This is a genomic window from uncultured Pseudomonas sp. (assembly GCF_913777995.1).
GTDB lineage: Bacteria > Pseudomonadota > Gammaproteobacteria > Pseudomonadales > Pseudomonadaceae > Aquipseudomonas.
Map to the genome: position 1 here is coordinate 140,472 of NZ_CAJYVE010000020.1, position 15,809 is coordinate 156,280.

Here is a 15,809-nt window from a genome sequence, read left to right on the forward strand (position 1 = left end):
GAAGAATCGCCCTACATAACGCCCCGGTCAGCTCCGGCAGGATGCCCTTCCCTACGCATCCCGAGGCTGATCATGATCCGCATCTCCCGCCTTACCGACCTGCACGCCTGTCCCCTTCCCCTGCACGGCATCACGCCGCTGGTCAGTGGGGCAGCCGACGTTCAGGTCAACGGCCTGCCCGTGGCCCGAGTCGGTGACCGCAGCGGCTGCGGCGCGGTGCTGGTCAGCGGGTTCCCGCATATCCTGGTCAACGGTCGCCCCATGGCGCACCTGGGCAGCCTGAGCAGCCACGGCGGCGCCGTACTGGCCGGCAGCGGCGACACTTTTGGTGGCAGCCAGAACGGCACGCAGCGGCCTCCCCTGGTGGTGGACTTCGCACGCCTGGGCGTCATGGATGAACAGGGCCGGCTGGACGACCAACGCCTGCAAGCCTTGCTGGCCGATCCCCAGCTGGAACAGCACGCCCGCCAGGCCGGCGCGCTGATCGACCCCGACAAGGCGCCCACCACCCCGCGAAGCTATGCCTGCTCATTTCAGGCCATCGATAGCGAGACGCGCCGGCCTCTGGCCCACCGGCCCTTCATCGCGATGGTGGGCAATGAGGAAATCACCGGGCTTACCGACGCCGCCGGGCTCGCACACGTACAGGCGCCATCACCCGACTCATCGATATCGCTCCATGTGATGTTCAAGGCGCCAGCCCGCTTCACGCATTTTGGAGGTCACCGGGAATACCCGGACCAAGGTACCGCAGGAAAAATCTGCCCAGGCAATGTGGGCATGGAACTCGTACGGGCCATTCGCTCAATCACACAACTTCAACAACCTGCCGGAACATGAAAAAAACACTTTGCATCATTGCGCTGGCCGCGGTCGCTCATCTCTATGTGGGCTATTACATATCGCAGGATATGGAGGATCCACGCCTCATGATTTTCATCAAGAAATACCCCACATTAAAAATGAGGTTTGAAAATATCTATACGAGTGACCGATACAGAAGACCTCGGAGCGAGTTGAGCGATACCGAATGGCAGGCCCTCAAGGACTACTGCAAATATCGACTGGGTATAAACACACCGCCTTTCACTCAAGAGGAGGTCGACGCCTGTAGCGTACGTTAGGTTTCGCAAGGACGCTCGGCAAGCGAAGCCCAAGGCTTCTCTTGCGTTGCGAAACCTGAACTACGCGCTAATTCGTAGCCAACGCCGCAAACCCCGCGCGAATCTTCTCTTCCGGCAGCTCATCGGCAATGAACACGATCACGCTTTCACGCTGTTCGTCTTCGGCCCATTCGCTGTCCCAGTCGAAGCCGTAGAGCTTGAGCACGCCCTGGAATACCAGGCGTCGCGCTTCGCCCGCAATGTTCAGCACGCCCTTGTAGCGCAGCAGCTGCTTGCCGTGGTCTTCGAGCAACTCGTTCATGAAGTCGCTGAGGCGGTCGATGTCCAGCGGCTGCTCGGTGCGCAGCACCAGGCTGGAGATCCGGTCGCCATTGCTGCCGGCCGGCGCCACCGGGCGCAGGGTCAGGCTGCCGCCGAGGTCGGCGTTGAGGTTGAAGCCACGCACGTCCAGCAGCTCGGCCAGATCGATACGACCGTGGTCCACGGTACGGATCGGCGCGCGGCGGTTGATGCGCCCCAGGCGCGTGCTGAGCGCCTCGAAGTGGGCCTCGTCGACCAGGTCGCGCTTGCTCACCAGCAGGCGGTCGGCGAAACCGATCTGCGCCTGGGCGATGGTCTGGGTCAGGTGCACGTCGGCATGCGCGGCGTCGACCAGGGTGATGATGCCGTCGAGGATATAACGCTCGCGCAGTTCTTCGTCGATAAAGAAGGTCTGTGCCACCGGCGCCGGGTCGGCCAGGCCGGTGCATTCGATTACCAGGCGGTCGAAGGCGATCTCGCCGCTGTCCAGGCGTTCGAGCAGCAGGAACAGGGCCTTGGTCAGGTCGGTGTGGATGCTGCAGCACACGCAGCCGTTGGACAGGGTCATGACCTGCACCGGCTCGTCGCCGAGCAACTGGCTGTCGATGCCCGCATCACTGAATTCGTTCTCGATCACCGCGATTTTCAGGCCGTGCTCGGCCTTGAGGATGTGGCGCAGCAGCGTGGTCTTGCCGGCACCGAGAAAGCCGGTCAGCACGGTGACGGGAATGGGTTGCAACTCGCTCATGAAGGCTCCTTGGCAGGATGCGTGAAGCAGAAAAAAAACGCGCCACAGGCTCTCACCTGTGGCGCGCGGGGTCCAGCATGGATCAGGGGGTCAACAGCACTTCGGCCCACCCTTGCCACCGTAACGGGCTTCCTGGCGCTCGCGGAAGAACGCCTCGTAGCTCATCACCGGCTGGTCCGGGTGCTTGTTCTGCATATGCTCGACGTAGGTGTCGTAGTCCGGCATGCCCACCATCAGGCGGGCAGCCTGGCCCAGGTATTTGCCGAGCCGGCCAAGGTCATTGAACATCTGCAGTTCCTCCCATCACACGACTCACACCTGCGACCCGGACGGCATGGCCTGGTACGGCGCTTCCTTGTCGGAACGCTCGGCCTTGCTCCAGGCCTTGCTGCCGACCTTCAGCGAGTAGAACAGAATGCTGCCGACCACGAACAGGAACAGCACACTCAGGCCCGCGTTGGTGTAGGCATTGAGAATGACGTGCTGCATCTGGTCCATGTTCTTGGCCGGCGCCAGGATCTGACCCGCGTCGGCGGCGGCGGAGTATTTCTTGGCCAGGGCCAGGAAGCCGACCGCCGGGTTGGCGTCGAACAGCTTGATCAGGCTGGCGGTCACGGTGCAGATCAGCAGCCAGGCGGCCGGGAACGCGGTGACCCACACGTAGCGCTGGCGCTTCATCTTCACCAGCACCACGCTGGCCAGCATCAGGGCGATACCGGCGAGCATCTGGTTGGAGATGCCGAACAGCGGCCACAGCGTGTTGATACCACCCAGCGGGTCGATCACGCCCTGGTACAGCAGGTAGCCCCACAGCGCCACGCAGCCGCCGGTGCCGATCACGTTGGCACCCCAGGACTCGGTGCGCTTGAGGGCCGGAATGAAGCTGCCCAGCAGGTCCTGCAGCATGAAGCGACCGGCACGGGTACCGGCGTCCACTGCCGTGAGGATGAATAGCGCCTCGAAGAGAATCGCGAAGTGGTACCAGAAGGCCATGGTGTTTTCACCCGGCAGGACTTGGTGAAGGATCTGCGCGATACCCACGGCCAGGGTCGGCGCACCACCGGCACGGGCCAGGATGGTGTGCTCGCCGATGTCGGCCGCCGTGGCGGTCAACTGCTCGGGGGTAATGGCGAAGCCCCATTCGGAGACTTTGGCGGCGACCGTCATCACGTCGCTGCCGACGATGGCCGCCGGGCTGTTCATGGCGAAGTACACGCCCGGCTCGATCACCGAAGCGGCGACCATGGCCATGATGGCCACGAAGGACTCCATCAGCATGCCGCCGTAGCCGATGTAGCGGGCGTTGACCTCGTTATCCAGCAGCTTGGGCGTGGTGCCCGACGAGATCAGCGCATGGAAGCCCGACACCGCGCCGCAGGCGATGGTGATGAACAGGAACGGGAACAGGGCGCCTTTCCACACCGGGCCGGTGCCGTCGGTGAACTGGGTCAGGGCCGGCATTTTCAGCTCTGGCGCGAGAATCAGGATACCGATGGCCAGACCGAGAATGGTGCCGATCTTCAGGAAGGTCGACAGGTAGTCGCGCGGTGCCAGCAGCAGCCACACCGGCAGCATGGCGGCGACGAAACCATAGCCGACCAGCATCCAGGTGATCTGCACGCCGGTGAAGGTGAAGCGCGGGCCCCATACAGGGTCGGCTGCGACCGCGCCACCCAGCCAGATGGAGCCCAGCAGCAGCACCACGCCGATCAGCGAGATTTCACCGATACGACCCGGGCGTATGTAGCGCATGTATACGCCCATGAAGATCGCGGTCGGGATGGTGGCGATCACCGTGAACATGCCCCACGGGCTCTCGGCCAGGGCCTTGACCACGATCAGCGCCAGCACCGCGAGGATGATGATCATGATCAGGAAGCAGCCGAACAGCGCGATGGTGCCGGGGATACGGCCCATTTCTTCGCGGACCATGTCGCCGAGCGAACGGCCGTTACGGCGCGTGGAGAGGAACAGGATCATGAAGTCCTGCACGGCGCCAGCCAGGACCACGCCGGCAATCAGCCAGAGCGTACCGGGCAGGTAGCCCATCTGCGCCGCAAGTACCGGGCCGACCAGCGGGCCTGCACCGGCGATGGCCGCGAAGTGGTGGCCGAACAGGATGTGTTTGTTGGTCGGAACGTAGTCCAGACCATCGTTGTTGACCACCGCCGGCGTCGCGCGGCTCGGGTCGAGTTGCATGACGTGGTTGGCGATGAACAGACTGTAGTAACGGAAGGCAACCAGATAGATGGCGACCGCAGCCACCACGATCCACAAGGCATTGATCGCTTCGCCGCGGCGCAGCGCGACGACCCCCAGGGCACAGGCCCCAATGAACGCAAGCAGCACCCAGGGCACATGGCGCAACAAGCTATTATTATTTTTCATTTTTTTATTCCAGCAGTAATGACCAGAAGATCTGGGTGACACGCGCGAGCGGCCAGAGACGCTGCGCGACGATGCTACCCGACGATGCGAGTGTAGCTGTGCCACAGCGAAAGGCCACCCCCCACGATGGTCTATCGGGAATTAATCCGGCAGGAACGAAAACCTTGAACCAGAGCGGCTGCTGGCACAGCGGCGGACGACGAATGCCAGGTGGCGATGCACGCGGAACTGTTCGCCAGAGCGGTTCGGGTTTATCTTCACTAACATTCGCTCCCGCAAGCCATATCGCGGTATTGGCTTTCTCTGGAGCTGGCCACCAGCCCGTAGGCCGGCAGCCCTGCCATCAGCAACCCCAGGAGTGCGCGTGATGACCGATTCCCCCGCCGATCGCCGGCGCTTCAAGCGCATCGCCTTCGATGCCCGGACCGAACTGCAACAGGGCCATGTGACCTGGGAGGTCCAGCTGCTCGACCTGTCCCTCAAGGGCCTGCTCATCGAGCGCCCCGAGCCCTGGGAAGGTGACCCGACGCAACCGTTCGTGGTCGACATCCACCTGAGCACCGACGCCTGCGTGAGGATGGATGTGCGCCAGACCCACGACAACCAGCACCACCTGGGCTTCGAATGCCTGCACATCGGCCTGGAGTCGATCAGTCACCTCAAGCGCCTGGTCGAACTGAACCTGGCCGACTCCAAGGAGCTGGACCGCGAACTGGCGGCGCTGATCGATATCTGAGGGCGCTGGTTACTCGAACAGCGCATCCAGCGCCTGCTCCAGGCGCGTGACCGCGATCACCTGCAAACCGGCAAAGCCTTCCTTGGGGGCGTTGCCCTTGGGCACGATGGCCCGCTTGAAGCCGTGCTTGGCCGCCTCCTTGAGACGCTCCTGACCACTGGGCACCGGGCGCACTTCGCCGGACAGGCCGACTTCGCCGAACACCAGCAGGTCATGGGACAGCGGGCGGTTGCGCAGGCTGGACATCACCGCCGCCATCAGTGCCAGGTCCGAGGCGGTCTCCAGCACCTTGACCCCGCCCACCACGTTGAGGAACACATCCTGGTCATGGGTCGGGATACCGCCGTGGCGATGCAGCACGGCCAGCAGCATGGCCAGGCGGTTCTGATCCAACCCCAGGGTGACGCGCCGAGGGTTGGCCATGTGGCTGTCGTCGACCAGCGCCTGCACTTCGACCAGCATCGGCCGCGTGCCCTCCCAGGTGGCCATCACCACGCTGCCGGACACTTCTTCCTGGGCACGGCTGAGAAAGATCGCCGAAGGATTGGAGACTTCCTTCAGGCCCCGGTCGGTCATGCCGAACACGCCCAGCTCGTTGACCGCGCCAAAGCGGTTCTTCACCGCGCGCAGCAGGCGCAGGCGGCCATCGGCCTCACCCTCGAAATACAGCACGGTGTCGACCATGTGCTCCAGCACCCGCGGGCCGGCCAGCGCGCCTTCCTTGGTGACATGGCCGACCAGGAAGATCGCCGTGCCGCTCTGCTTGGCATAACGCACCAGCAACGCCGTGCTCTCGCGCACCTGGGCGACGCCGCCAGGGGCCGACTGCAACTGCTCGGTGAAGATGGTCTGGATCGAGTCGATGACCATGACCTTGGGTTGCTCGACCCGCGCCGTGGCGATGATCGACTCGATGCAGGTCTCGGTCATCACCCGCAGCTTGTCCTGGGGCAGGCCCAGGCGCCGGGCGCGCATGGCCACCTGCTGCTGCGACTCCTCACCGGTGACGTACAGCGCCGACATGCTCTCGGCCAGGTGGCAGAGGGTCTGCAGCAGGATGGTCGACTTGCCGATGCCCGGGTCGCCGCCGATGAGGATCACCGAGCCGTCGACCATGCCGCCGCCCAACACCCGGTCCAGCTCGGTGGAGCGGGTGGTGAAGCGTGGAATCTCTTCGACGCTGACTTCGGCCAGGGTCTTGATCTGCGCCTGCGCACCGGCCCAGCCGGTGCGCCCGCTGGGCGCCGCCGCCGCGCCGCTCTCCACGACAGTCTCGACCAGGGTATTCCAGGCGCCGCATTCGCCACACTGCCCTGCCCATTTGGGAAAGGTCGCACCGCACTCGGTGCAACCATACAAGCGCTTGGCCTTGGCCATGGGAACCCCGCTCGCAAAAGGCGCCATGATAACCCAGCTTGTCCACCACACGGCCAGGCGGGGCGGCCAGTCGCGTCCAAGATCGGATAAAACTTGTAGGGGGCGATCCGGTCGATGTTTGAGGGCAGGCTGCCTCGCGCTCCATTAGACTGGAGCGGAACCCTTCATCTGTAACAAGGAATGACCCATGAGCATCATCAACGAATTCAAAGCCTTCGCCGTCAAGGGCAATGTGGTCGACATGGCCGTGGGGATCATCATCGGCGCCGCGTTCGGCAAGATCGTGTCGTCGTTCGTCGGTGATGTGGTGATGCCGCCACTGGGCCTGCTGATCGGTGGCGTGGACTTCACCGACCTGGGCATCACCCTGCGCGCCGCCCAGGGCGATGCACCGGCCGTGGTGTTGGCCTACGGCAAATTCATCCAGACCGTAGTGGACTTCCTGATCGTCGCATTCGCCATTTTCATGGGCGTGAAGGTCATCAACCGCCTGCGTCAGGAACAGGCCAAGGCCCCGGCGGTGAACAAGCAGGAAGTCCTGCTCACCGAAATCCGCGACCTGCTCAAGGAGCAGAACAAGCCTGCCGAACCGGTGGTTGTCGACCCCAACAAGCCGCTGTAAGGCTGGCCCGGGTTACCAGTAGGTTTCCACCGCCACCTGCCCGGGCCGTCGGCTCAGGCTCAGTTGCAACCCGCGCTGCTTGAGCAGGGCGCGGGTCTCGTCGACCATCTCCGGGTTGCCGCAGAGCATCACCCGCGAGTGCTCGGGACTCAGCGCCACACCGGCAGCCGCCTCCAGGCCACCATTGGCGATCAGCGCAGTGATGCGCTCACCCAGCGCCCCGGCATGCGCCTCACGGGTCACCACCGGAATGTAGTGGAATTTGTGCGCATACTCGGCCAGGTACTCGCGTTGGGTCAGCTCGGCGATCAGTGGCTGGTAGGCCAGCTCCCGGGCCTCGCGCACGCTGTACACGAGGATGATCCGCTCGAATTTCTCCCAGGCTTCGAAGTCCTGCAGAATCGACAGGAATGGCGCAACCCCCGTGCCGGTGGACAGCAGCCAGAGGTCACGGCCGTCGACGAAGCGGTCCAGCGTGAGGTAGCCGAACGACTGCTTTTCCACCAGCAATTCGTCGCCCTCGCGCAGGCGGCTCAGCTCGCTGGTGAATTCGCCGCCCGGCACCACGATGGAGAAGAATTCGAGAAATTCGTCATAGGGCGAAGACACCATCGAATAGGCACGCCACACGGTGCTGCCGTCGGCCTTGGTCACGCCCAGGCGCGCGAACTGCCCGGCACGGAAACGGAAACCGGCATCGCGACTGGCCCGCAGGGTGAACAGGTTGCTGGTCAAGGGGCTCACACGCTGCAGTGTCTGCCGGGTGAACTTGTCTTCGCTGACGGTCATGGTGTGCTCGCGACTCCTGAAGATAATTGCAGGCGCCCAGTTTCCCGCAAATGCGGGTCGAGAAACACCACCTCTTTGTAGGGGCAGGCACCGGCGCCCTACCTTAGACCGTTTCGCTCTTGATGGGGGGGGGCGGACAGGCATGACCGAAACGAGCACTTCAGCGCAGGCCAGGCAGAGCGGCGCCTCAACCATTAACACCCTTTTGAATACATAGAACGCCAGCATTCCACCCGTCTGGATTGGATCCGCTCTGCTCATGTCGGCGCCGCTTTTTCCCTAGAATCAACTTACCCCACCCGGGGTTTCGCCAGTACGAATCTGGAGGCGACCATGCAGCCAACCGAGCCCCTAGCAACCCGGCAGCCACCAGCCCAGACCTTGACGCAGAGAGAGATTGAAATCCTCAAGTGGTCCGCCAAGGGCAAGACAGCCGCCGACATCGCAATCATCCTGCGCCTGAAGGAGCGAACCATTCATTTTCATATTGCCAGTGCCATTCAAAAAATGGGGGTCTGCAACAAGACCGCCGCAGCCGTGCAAGCTGCATTGAGCGGGATGTTCTGATCCGTTGTCCCTCGCACCACGATGGCAGGTGCCAAAGGCAAAAAGCACGTAGAATCACGCCCCTCAAGCCTGACCGGGTGTACCGGCCTCGCGTGATACTCGTCGTCTGCCCAGAGTTCCTGCCATGCCCCTGCTCACCAGCCCTTTCGCCGAACTGGACCTGATTCGCCAGCCGGAACAGCCCAATGAACCACTGCAGGCCTTCGATGCTGCGGATGAATACCTGCTCGCCCATCTGGCCGAACACGGCCTGAGCCTGACCACCCGGGTGCTGGTGCTCAACGACAGCTTCGGCGGCCTGGCGGCCAGCCTGGCGCCGCATGCGACAGTGACGAGCAGCACGGACTCGTACCTCGCCGCCCAGGCGCTGGGCATCAACCTGCAGCGTAATGACCTGGCCGCCGATGCCGTGACCCTGGTACCGGCCAGCGAAACCCCGCAAGGCCCGTTCGACTGGGTGCTGATCCGCATTCCCAAGACCCTGGCGTTACTCGAAGAGCAGTTGATCCGCCTGCAGGGCCAGCTCGCGCCGGATGCGAAAGTGGTGGCGGCGGCGATGGTCAAGCACCTGCCGCGCTCGGCCGGTGAGCTGCTCGAAGATTACGTCGGTCCGGTGCAAGCCTCGCTGGCGGTGAAAAAGGCCCGCCTGCTGTTCGCCACCCCCGAGCCGAAGGAATTCCAGCCCTCCCCCTTCCCGACCCGCTACCGCATCGAGCAGCCGGCGCTGGAACTGGTCAACCATGCCAACGTATTCTGCCGCGACGGCCTGGACATCGGCACGCGTGCCATGCTGCCCTTCCTGCCACGCGATCTGGGCCAGGCGCGGGTCGCCGACCTGGGCTGCGGCAACGGGGTGCTGGCCATTGCCAGTGCGCTGGACAACCCGGAGGCGCAGTACACCCTGGTGGACGAGTCGTACATGGCGGTGCAGTCGGCGGCCGAGAACTGGCAGGCCACCTTCGGCGAGCGCCCGGTCACCCTGCGCGCCGCCGATGGCCTCGCCACCCAGGCCCCCGGTTCGCTCGATGTGGTGCTGTGCAACCCGCCGTTCCACCAGCAGCAGGTGGTCGGCGACTTCCTGGCCTGGCGCATGTTCCTCCAGGCCCGCAGCGCATTGGTACCGGGCGGCGCGCTGTACATCGTCGGCAACCGCCACCTGGGCTACCACACCAAGCTGGCACGGCTATTCCGCGATGTGCAACAGGTCGCAGCCACGCCCAAGTTCGTTATCCTCAAGGCGCGCAAGTAGGCGCCGGGCGCACGGGCCGGGCGCAAGCGCGCATTACCGCGAACAGCTTCCCGGCTGAAGCCGGTCCTACCGCCAACGCGTCTTCCAGGCAAAAAAAACCCTCCATCACAGCCCGATCAGGAGGGTACGAAAGCCGTGTCCACGAAACACGGAGGGATATCAGGTGTCAGGCCGCTCAGTGGGTGGTCAGCCCGGCAGCGCTCATGAACAGGCGCATCAGGCTGGCGACGATGAACAACGCCAGCACGCTGCCGGCCCAGATGCCGGCCAGCCAGGCCAGACGCTGCCATAACGGCTTGCTGCGCGCCGGATCGTCCTCATGCAGGGAAGGCTTGTCGGGCATGGCCAGGCTCCTCTAGTGATAACCGTCTTCGGCAGTCACCTTGCCGCGGAACACGTAGTAGCTCCAGAAGGTGTAACCGAGAATCAGCGGGATGATGAACAGCGTGCCCACCAGCATGAAGCCCTGGCTTTGCGGCGGTGCGGCGGCTTCCCAGAGGGTCACCGAAGGCGGCACGATGTGCGGCCACAGGCTGATGCCCAGGCCGCTGTAGCCGAGGAAGATCAACAGCAGGGTGAGCAGGAACGGCGTGTAGTGCGCGTTGCGCGCCACCGCCTTGAACAGGCCGAACAGGGTCACCAGCACCAGGATCGGTACCGGCAGGAACCAGAACAGGTTCGGCAGGGTGAACCAGCGCTCGGCGATCTGCTGATGCGCCAGCGGCGTCCACAGGCTGACGATGCCGATCATCACCAGCAGCGCCAGGGCCAAGGGACGTGCCAGATCGTGCATGGCTTTCTGCAGCGCACCTTCGGTCTTCATGATCAGCCAGGTGCAGCCCAGCAGCGCGTAGGCGACGATCAGCGCCAGGCCACAGAACAGCGGAAACGGTGCCAGCCAATCCAGCGAGCCCCCCGCATATTGCCGGTCGACCACCGGCAGTCCTTCGATGAAGGCGCCCAGCGCCACGCCCTGGAAAAAGGTCGCAGCCAGCGAGCCGCAGATGAAGGCCTTGTCCCACAGATGGCGCTTGTGCTCGGTGGCCTTGAAGCGGAACTCGAAGGCCACGCCGCGAAAGATCAGCCCCACCAGCATCAGCATCAACGGCAGGTACAGCGCCGACAACACCACCGAGTAGGCCATCGGGAAGGCGCCGAACAGCCCGGCGCCGCCGAGCACCAGCCAGGTCTCGTTGCCGTCCCACACGGGGGCCACGGTGTTCATCATCACGTCGCGGTCACGGCTGTCCTTCATGAAGGGAAAGAGAATGCCGATGCCCAGGTCGAAGCCGTCCATCACCACGTACATCATGATGCCGAAGATGATGATGATGGCCCACAGCAGTGCCAGATCGAAGCCCATGACTCAGTTCCCCCTGCTCAGGTTGTCCAGTGCGTCGCCCGGTTCCGCGCCTTCGGTGGCGGCGGACAGCGGACGGGCCGGTGTACGGGTCTTGCCGGGGCCACCGCTCGGCACGTGCTCCACATGCGGCTGCGGTCCCTTGCGCACCAGACGCAGCATGTAGCCCAGACCGGCACCGAACAGCAGGAAGTAGACGACCACGAACATCACCAGGGTGAAGCTCATCTGCGCGACGCTGTGGTTCGACACGCCCTCGGCGGTGCGCATCAGGCCGTAGACCACCCAGGGCTGGCGACCGATCTCGGTGGTGAACCAGCCTGCGAGGATCGCGACCAGCCCCGAAGGCCCCATCCACAGCGCCAGATGCAGGAACGGCCGGGTCTGGTAGAGCGTGCCGCGCTTGCGCAGCCACAGGCTCCACAGTCCGGTGAGGATCATCAGCATGCCCAGGCCGACCATGACCCGGAACGACCAGAACACCACGGTGGAGTTGGGCCGGTCTTCAGGCTTGAACTCCTTGAGCGCCGGCACCTGCTTGTCGAGGCTGTGGGTCAGGATCAGGCTGCCCAGGTAAGGGATTTCCACCGCGAAGCGGGTTTTCTCCTGCTGCATGTCCGGCCAGCCGAAGAGGATCAGCGGCGTGGGTTCGTCGCCGACGTTCTCCCAGTGCCCTTCGATGGCGGCGATCTTCGCCGGTTGGTGCTTGAGGGTATTCAGGCCATGGAAGTCACCGACCACCGCCTGGATGGGAGCGACCAGCAGGGCCATCCACATCGCCATCGAAAGCATCTTGCGCACCGCCGGGTTGTCACGACCGCGCAGCAGGTGCCAGGCCGCCGAAGCGCCGACGAAGAACGCCGTGGCGACGAACGCGGCAATCGCCATGTGCGCCAGCCGGTACGGGAACGACGGGTTGAACACCACGGCGAACCAGTCCACCGGAATGACCCGGCCATCGACGATCTCGAAGCCCTGGGGGGTCTGCATCCAGCTGTTGGACGAAAGGATCCAGAAGGTCGAGATCAAGGTGCCGATCGCCACCATCACCGTCGCGAAGAAATGCAGGCCACGGCCCACGCGGTTCCAGCCGAACAGCATGACACCGAGGAAGCCGGCCTCCAGGAAGAACGCGGTGAGCACCTCGTAGGTGAGCAGCGGGCCGGTGACGGCGCCTGCGAAATCGGAAAAGCGGCTCCAGTTGGTGCCGAACTGATAGGCCATGACCAGGCCCGAGACCACGCCCATGCCGAAGTTGACCGCGAAGATCTTCAGCCAGTAGTGGTACAGGTCACGGTAGACATCGTTGCGCGTCTTCAGCCACAACCCTTCGAGCACCGCCAGGTAACTGGCCAGGCCGATGGTGATGGCGGGAAACAGAATGTGGAACGAGATCGTGAACGCGAACTGGATCCGCGCGAGGTCGAGCGACTCCAAACCGAACATAGGACTACCCCTTTCAGATGCTGCGGCGCAGATCACCGGCAGCGATACCCCACGGCAGGGCGGTTTTCGCGTGCCGGGCGGCTTCTGTTGAGAGTCTCGGCACTAAACGTCTGACGGTTGAGGCACAGGCAGAGTTCGAGTGCCATGATGCAGGTCAACCGACGGCTAAAGATTAGCTCCTGCCGCGCTGGAAAGCGGCGTGGCGCGTTGTCGCGTGACCGCTTGCCTCACCCTGCCGGGCAGCAGCGGCGTTTTGGCGACGAACGGCGGTTTTTCTAACGCCGTCGCGGAGACTTTTTGTAAAGCTCGCGTTCCAACTCTTCACGCCATGATGGCTACATGATATTGAATAACCACCGCTGCCCAACTTGAAGCTTCAAGGGACGAGCATGCCTCTGATCAATAGCCTTTCCGATCTGTTCGTCCAATCCGTCGAAATGGCCGGCAGCGCCACGTTGGTCTGCGACGCCGAGAATCAGGTGCTGCTGTTCAACGCGGCAGCGGAGAAACTCTGGGGCAAGAGTCACCATGAGGTCATCGGCCAGGATGCCCGTCTGCTCCTGCCCTTGCCGGTTCAGGCCTACTACCAGCGCCTGCAGGGCGGTGACGGGGAGCTGACGCTCATCGACATTCCCCACGGCGATGGCAGCCGACATTGGGGGGCTTTGACGGTGTCGCGGCTGGCTGAGGAAGAACAGGTGTACTTCGTGACGTCCGTCAAGGACATCACCCAGCAGCATGAAGAGCATGAACGGCTGCGCCTGCTCTCACTGGTGAGTGACCACTCCGATAACGCCATCGTGATCACCGACCACCAGTGGCGCATCACCTACGTCAACGCCGGCTTCGAGCGACTGTTCGGCTACCGCTTCGACCAGGCCTGCGGTCATCATCCGTCCGAATTGCTGGCGCCGCATCTGGACCGGCACTCGGTCGGCGAAGCCCGGCGCAAGCTCGCCGAGGGCCAGTCGATCAAGACCGACGAAGTGGTCTATGCCCAGAATGGCGACCGACTCTGGTGCAGCATGGTCATCAACCCTATTTTCTCGGTCCAGGGTGACCTGCTGCATTCGGTCACCATCCTCACCGACATCACCAACACCAAGATGCACGAGGTGTTGCAGCACAGCATGCTCAACGCCATGGTCCGCGAAGAGCCGCTGGAAAACCTGATGCAGCTGGCCTGCGAGGAAATCGAGCGCATCGCCCCGGAAGTGACCACCTCCATGCTGCTGGTGGACGACGACGGCCTGCTGCATCCGCTGGCCACCACCCGTCTGCGCCACAGTTATTTCCAGTTGGCCGAGGGGCTGCAGATCGGTGAGGGCGTCGGCACCTGCGGCACCGCCGCCTTTCGCCGCCAGCCGGTGATTACCCGGGACATTGCCAGCGACCCACTGTGGGAGGCCTTCCGCGACGTCGAGCTGCCCGATGGGATCAAGAGCTGCTGGTCCACGCCGGTGCTGGACGCCGAACAACGGGTCATCGCCACCCTGGCCTTCTACTTCAAGGAAGTGCGCGGTCCGTCGGCCTTCCACCAGCGCTTGGTGGACGTGGTCGTGCCGCTGTGCGCACTGGCCATCGAGCGTGAAAAGGCCCGCGCCCACATCAGCCAGCTGGCGTTCTACGACAGCCTGACCGAACTGCCCAACCGTAGCCTGCTGATGGCCAACTCCGAGCAGGCGGTGCAGGCCGCCTTGCGCAACAAGAGCCGCCTGGCGGTGCTGTTCATCGATGTCGACCGGTTCAAGCAGGTCAACGACTCCTATGGTCATCCGGCCGGTGATGAGCTGCTGCAGATCATCGCCGGGCGCCTGCTGGAAAACCGCAGCCAGAAGGATGTGGTCGGGCGCCTGTCGGGTGACGAGTTCGTCGTGGTGCTGCCCGACTGCGACGCCCAACGCGCCACCGAACTGGTCGAGCAACTCAAGCTGACCATCAGCCAGCCCTGTCAGGTCGGCACCAACCGGGTCACGCCGTCGGTCAGCATCGGCGTCAGCCTGCTTCCCGAAGACGGTCACGACATGGGCACCCTGATCCACCGCGCCGACATGGCCATGTACCAGGCCAAGCATGCCGGGCGTGGCCGCTTCAGTTTCTTCTGCCATGAGCTGAACCAGCAGGCGCAACAGCGCCAGGCCATGGAAACCGCCCTGCAGCAGGCGCTGCAGGACAATGCCCTGGAACTGCACTACCAGCCGCAGATCAGCATGGCCGACGGGCACCTTTATGGTGCCGAGGCGCTGGCGCGCTGGAACCATCCAGACTGGGGCCAGGTGTCACCGGCGCGCTTCATTCCACTGGCCGAGGAGTGCGGCCTGATTGTCGAACTGGGCCTGTGGGCGATCCGCGAAGCCTGCCGCCAACTGGCCGAGTGGCGTCGCGCCGGGGCCGAGCTGCCGGCCATCTCGGTGAACCTGTCGCCGACCAACTTCCACGACCTGGAACTGCCGGCCATCCTCACCGACCTACTGCAGCATTACCGGCTCAGCCCCGGCGACCTGACCCTGGAACTCACCGAAAACATCCTGATGGACACCAACCCCAGCACCCTGAAGGTGCTCAACGATGTCCACGCCCTGGGGATCCGCCTGGCCATGGACGACTTCGGCACCGGGTATTCCAGCCTGAGCTACCTGCGCCAGTTGCCGATCCAGGAGCTCAAGCTTGACCGCAGCTTCGTCATGGACCTCGAAAACGACGCCACCGCACGCACCCTCAGCGACGCGGTGATTCATATCGGCAACAGCCTCAACCTGACCGTGGTGGCCGAAGGCATCGAGACGGTCGGCCAGCACGAGATCCTGCGCCGCCAGGGTTATCACGTCGCCCAGGGCTACCTGTTCTCCCGGCCGCTGAGCGCCAAGCACATGCAGCGCTGGCTGCTGGACCGCGAAGGCTGAGACGCAATACTGGTCAGTTAAGAGCTCTTCGGCTTTTGTTGGAGCTTGCTCGCGAATGGCAGGCTATCTGGATCGGGTACACCCGCCGCAGCATCAGTGCCCTTGAGTCACCTTTCCGCCTTTACGGCGGGTTACTTTTGGTTTCGGCCAAAAGTAACCAAAAGCCATTGCTCCTGGCTTGGGTCTGCCCTGCGGGCAGA

At 63.8% G+C, this 15,809-nt stretch carries 14 protein-coding genes; 6 read left to right on the forward strand and 8 right to left on the reverse strand.

The window, feature by feature from the left end; all coding sequences use genetic code 11:
- Positions 1 to 72 precede the first annotated feature (72 nt).
- Complete coding sequence (locus tag QZ497_RS08820) at positions 73 to 840, forward strand: PAAR domain-containing protein (protein WP_295473205.1); 768 nt, start codon at positions 73 to 75, stop codon at positions 838 to 840.
- A 351-nt stretch (positions 841 to 1,191) separates the two neighbouring features.
- On the opposite strand, the gene yjiA is transcribed toward QZ497_RS08820, so the two are convergent.
- From yjiA to QZ497_RS08835, 3 genes are all read right to left on the reverse strand, one after another.
- Positions 1,192 to 2,172: a GTPase gene (yjiA, locus tag QZ497_RS08825; protein ID WP_295473206.1), complete on the reverse strand. Its 981-nt coding sequence runs from the start codon at positions 2,170 to 2,172 to the stop codon at positions 1,192 to 1,194.
- Between the two features lie 90 nt (positions 2,173 to 2,262).
- Positions 2,263 to 2,460, reverse strand: coding sequence for a YbdD/YjiX family protein (locus QZ497_RS08830; protein ID WP_295473208.1), 198 nt, complete (start codon positions 2,458 to 2,460; stop codon positions 2,263 to 2,265).
- 24 nt (positions 2,461 to 2,484) lie between these two features.
- Positions 2,485 to 4,560, reverse strand: coding sequence for a carbon starvation CstA family protein (locus QZ497_RS08835; RefSeq protein WP_295473210.1), 2,076 nt, complete (start codon positions 4,558 to 4,560; stop codon positions 2,485 to 2,487).
- A 367-nt stretch (positions 4,561 to 4,927) separates the two neighbouring features.
- Here QZ497_RS08835 and QZ497_RS08840 point away from each other — a divergent pair, with 367 nt between their 5' ends.
- Entirely contained in the window at positions 4,928 to 5,296 is a 369-nt protein-coding gene (locus QZ497_RS08840; protein ID WP_295473212.1) for a PilZ domain-containing protein, read from the forward strand.
- Between the two features lie 9 nt (positions 5,297 to 5,305).
- Here QZ497_RS08840 and radA read toward each other — a convergent pair whose 3' ends face one another.
- Positions 5,306 to 6,673 (reverse strand): DNA repair protein RadA, encoded by a 1,368-nt coding sequence (gene radA, locus QZ497_RS08845; protein WP_295473242.1) that lies wholly within the window; start codon positions 6,671 to 6,673, stop codon positions 5,306 to 5,308.
- Between the two features lie 187 nt (positions 6,674 to 6,860).
- Here radA and mscL point away from each other — a divergent pair, with 187 nt between their 5' ends.
- Complete coding sequence (gene mscL / locus QZ497_RS08850; protein ID WP_295473214.1) at positions 6,861 to 7,295, forward strand: large-conductance mechanosensitive channel protein MscL; 435 nt, start codon at positions 6,861 to 6,863, stop codon at positions 7,293 to 7,295.
- 12 nt (positions 7,296 to 7,307) lie between these two features.
- On the opposite strand, the gene QZ497_RS08855 is transcribed toward mscL, so the two are convergent.
- Complete coding sequence (locus tag QZ497_RS08855; protein WP_295473216.1) at positions 7,308 to 8,084, reverse strand: ferredoxin--NADP reductase; 777 nt, start codon at positions 8,082 to 8,084, stop codon at positions 7,308 to 7,310.
- A gap of 333 nt (positions 8,085 to 8,417) precedes the next feature.
- Between QZ497_RS08855 and QZ497_RS08860 the strand changes: the two genes are divergently transcribed.
- Together QZ497_RS08860 and QZ497_RS08865 are read left to right on the forward strand one after the other, a co-directional pair.
- Entirely contained in the window at positions 8,418 to 8,651 is a 234-nt protein-coding gene (locus QZ497_RS08860) for a helix-turn-helix transcriptional regulator (RefSeq protein ID WP_295473218.1), read from the forward strand.
- Between the two features lie 124 nt (positions 8,652 to 8,775).
- On the forward strand, positions 8,776 to 9,900 hold the full coding sequence (locus QZ497_RS08865) for a class I SAM-dependent methyltransferase (protein ID WP_295473220.1): 1,125 nt from the start codon (positions 8,776 to 8,778) through the stop codon (positions 9,898 to 9,900).
- Between the two features lie 175 nt (positions 9,901 to 10,075).
- On the opposite strand, the gene QZ497_RS08870 is transcribed toward QZ497_RS08865, so the two are convergent.
- Genes QZ497_RS08870 through QZ497_RS08880 form a run of 3 tightly spaced genes read right to left on the reverse strand, consistent with a single transcriptional unit; the run spans position 10,076 to position 12,706 of the window.
- Positions 10,076 to 10,243 carry a DUF2474 domain-containing protein gene (locus tag QZ497_RS08870; RefSeq protein WP_295473221.1) on the reverse strand — a complete coding sequence of 56 codons (168 nt, stop codon included), beginning with the start codon at positions 10,241 to 10,243 and terminating at the stop codon, positions 10,076 to 10,078.
- 12 nt (positions 10,244 to 10,255) lie between these two features.
- Positions 10,256 to 11,263, reverse strand: a complete 1,008-nt coding sequence (gene cydB / locus QZ497_RS08875) for a cytochrome d ubiquinol oxidase subunit II (RefSeq protein ID WP_295473223.1) — start codon at positions 11,261 to 11,263, stop codon at positions 10,256 to 10,258.
- A 3-nt stretch (positions 11,264 to 11,266) separates the two neighbouring features.
- Positions 11,267 to 12,706 carry a cytochrome ubiquinol oxidase subunit I gene (locus QZ497_RS08880; protein WP_295473225.1) on the reverse strand — a complete coding sequence of 480 codons (1,440 nt, stop codon included), beginning with the start codon at positions 12,704 to 12,706 and terminating at the stop codon, positions 11,267 to 11,269.
- A gap of 389 nt (positions 12,707 to 13,095) precedes the next feature.
- Here QZ497_RS08880 and QZ497_RS08885 point away from each other — a divergent pair, with 389 nt between their 5' ends.
- Positions 13,096 to 15,609 (forward strand): EAL domain-containing protein, encoded by a 2,514-nt coding sequence (locus QZ497_RS08885; RefSeq protein ID WP_295473227.1) that lies wholly within the window; start codon positions 13,096 to 13,098, stop codon positions 15,607 to 15,609.
- Positions 15,610 to 15,809: the final 200 nt, after the last annotated feature.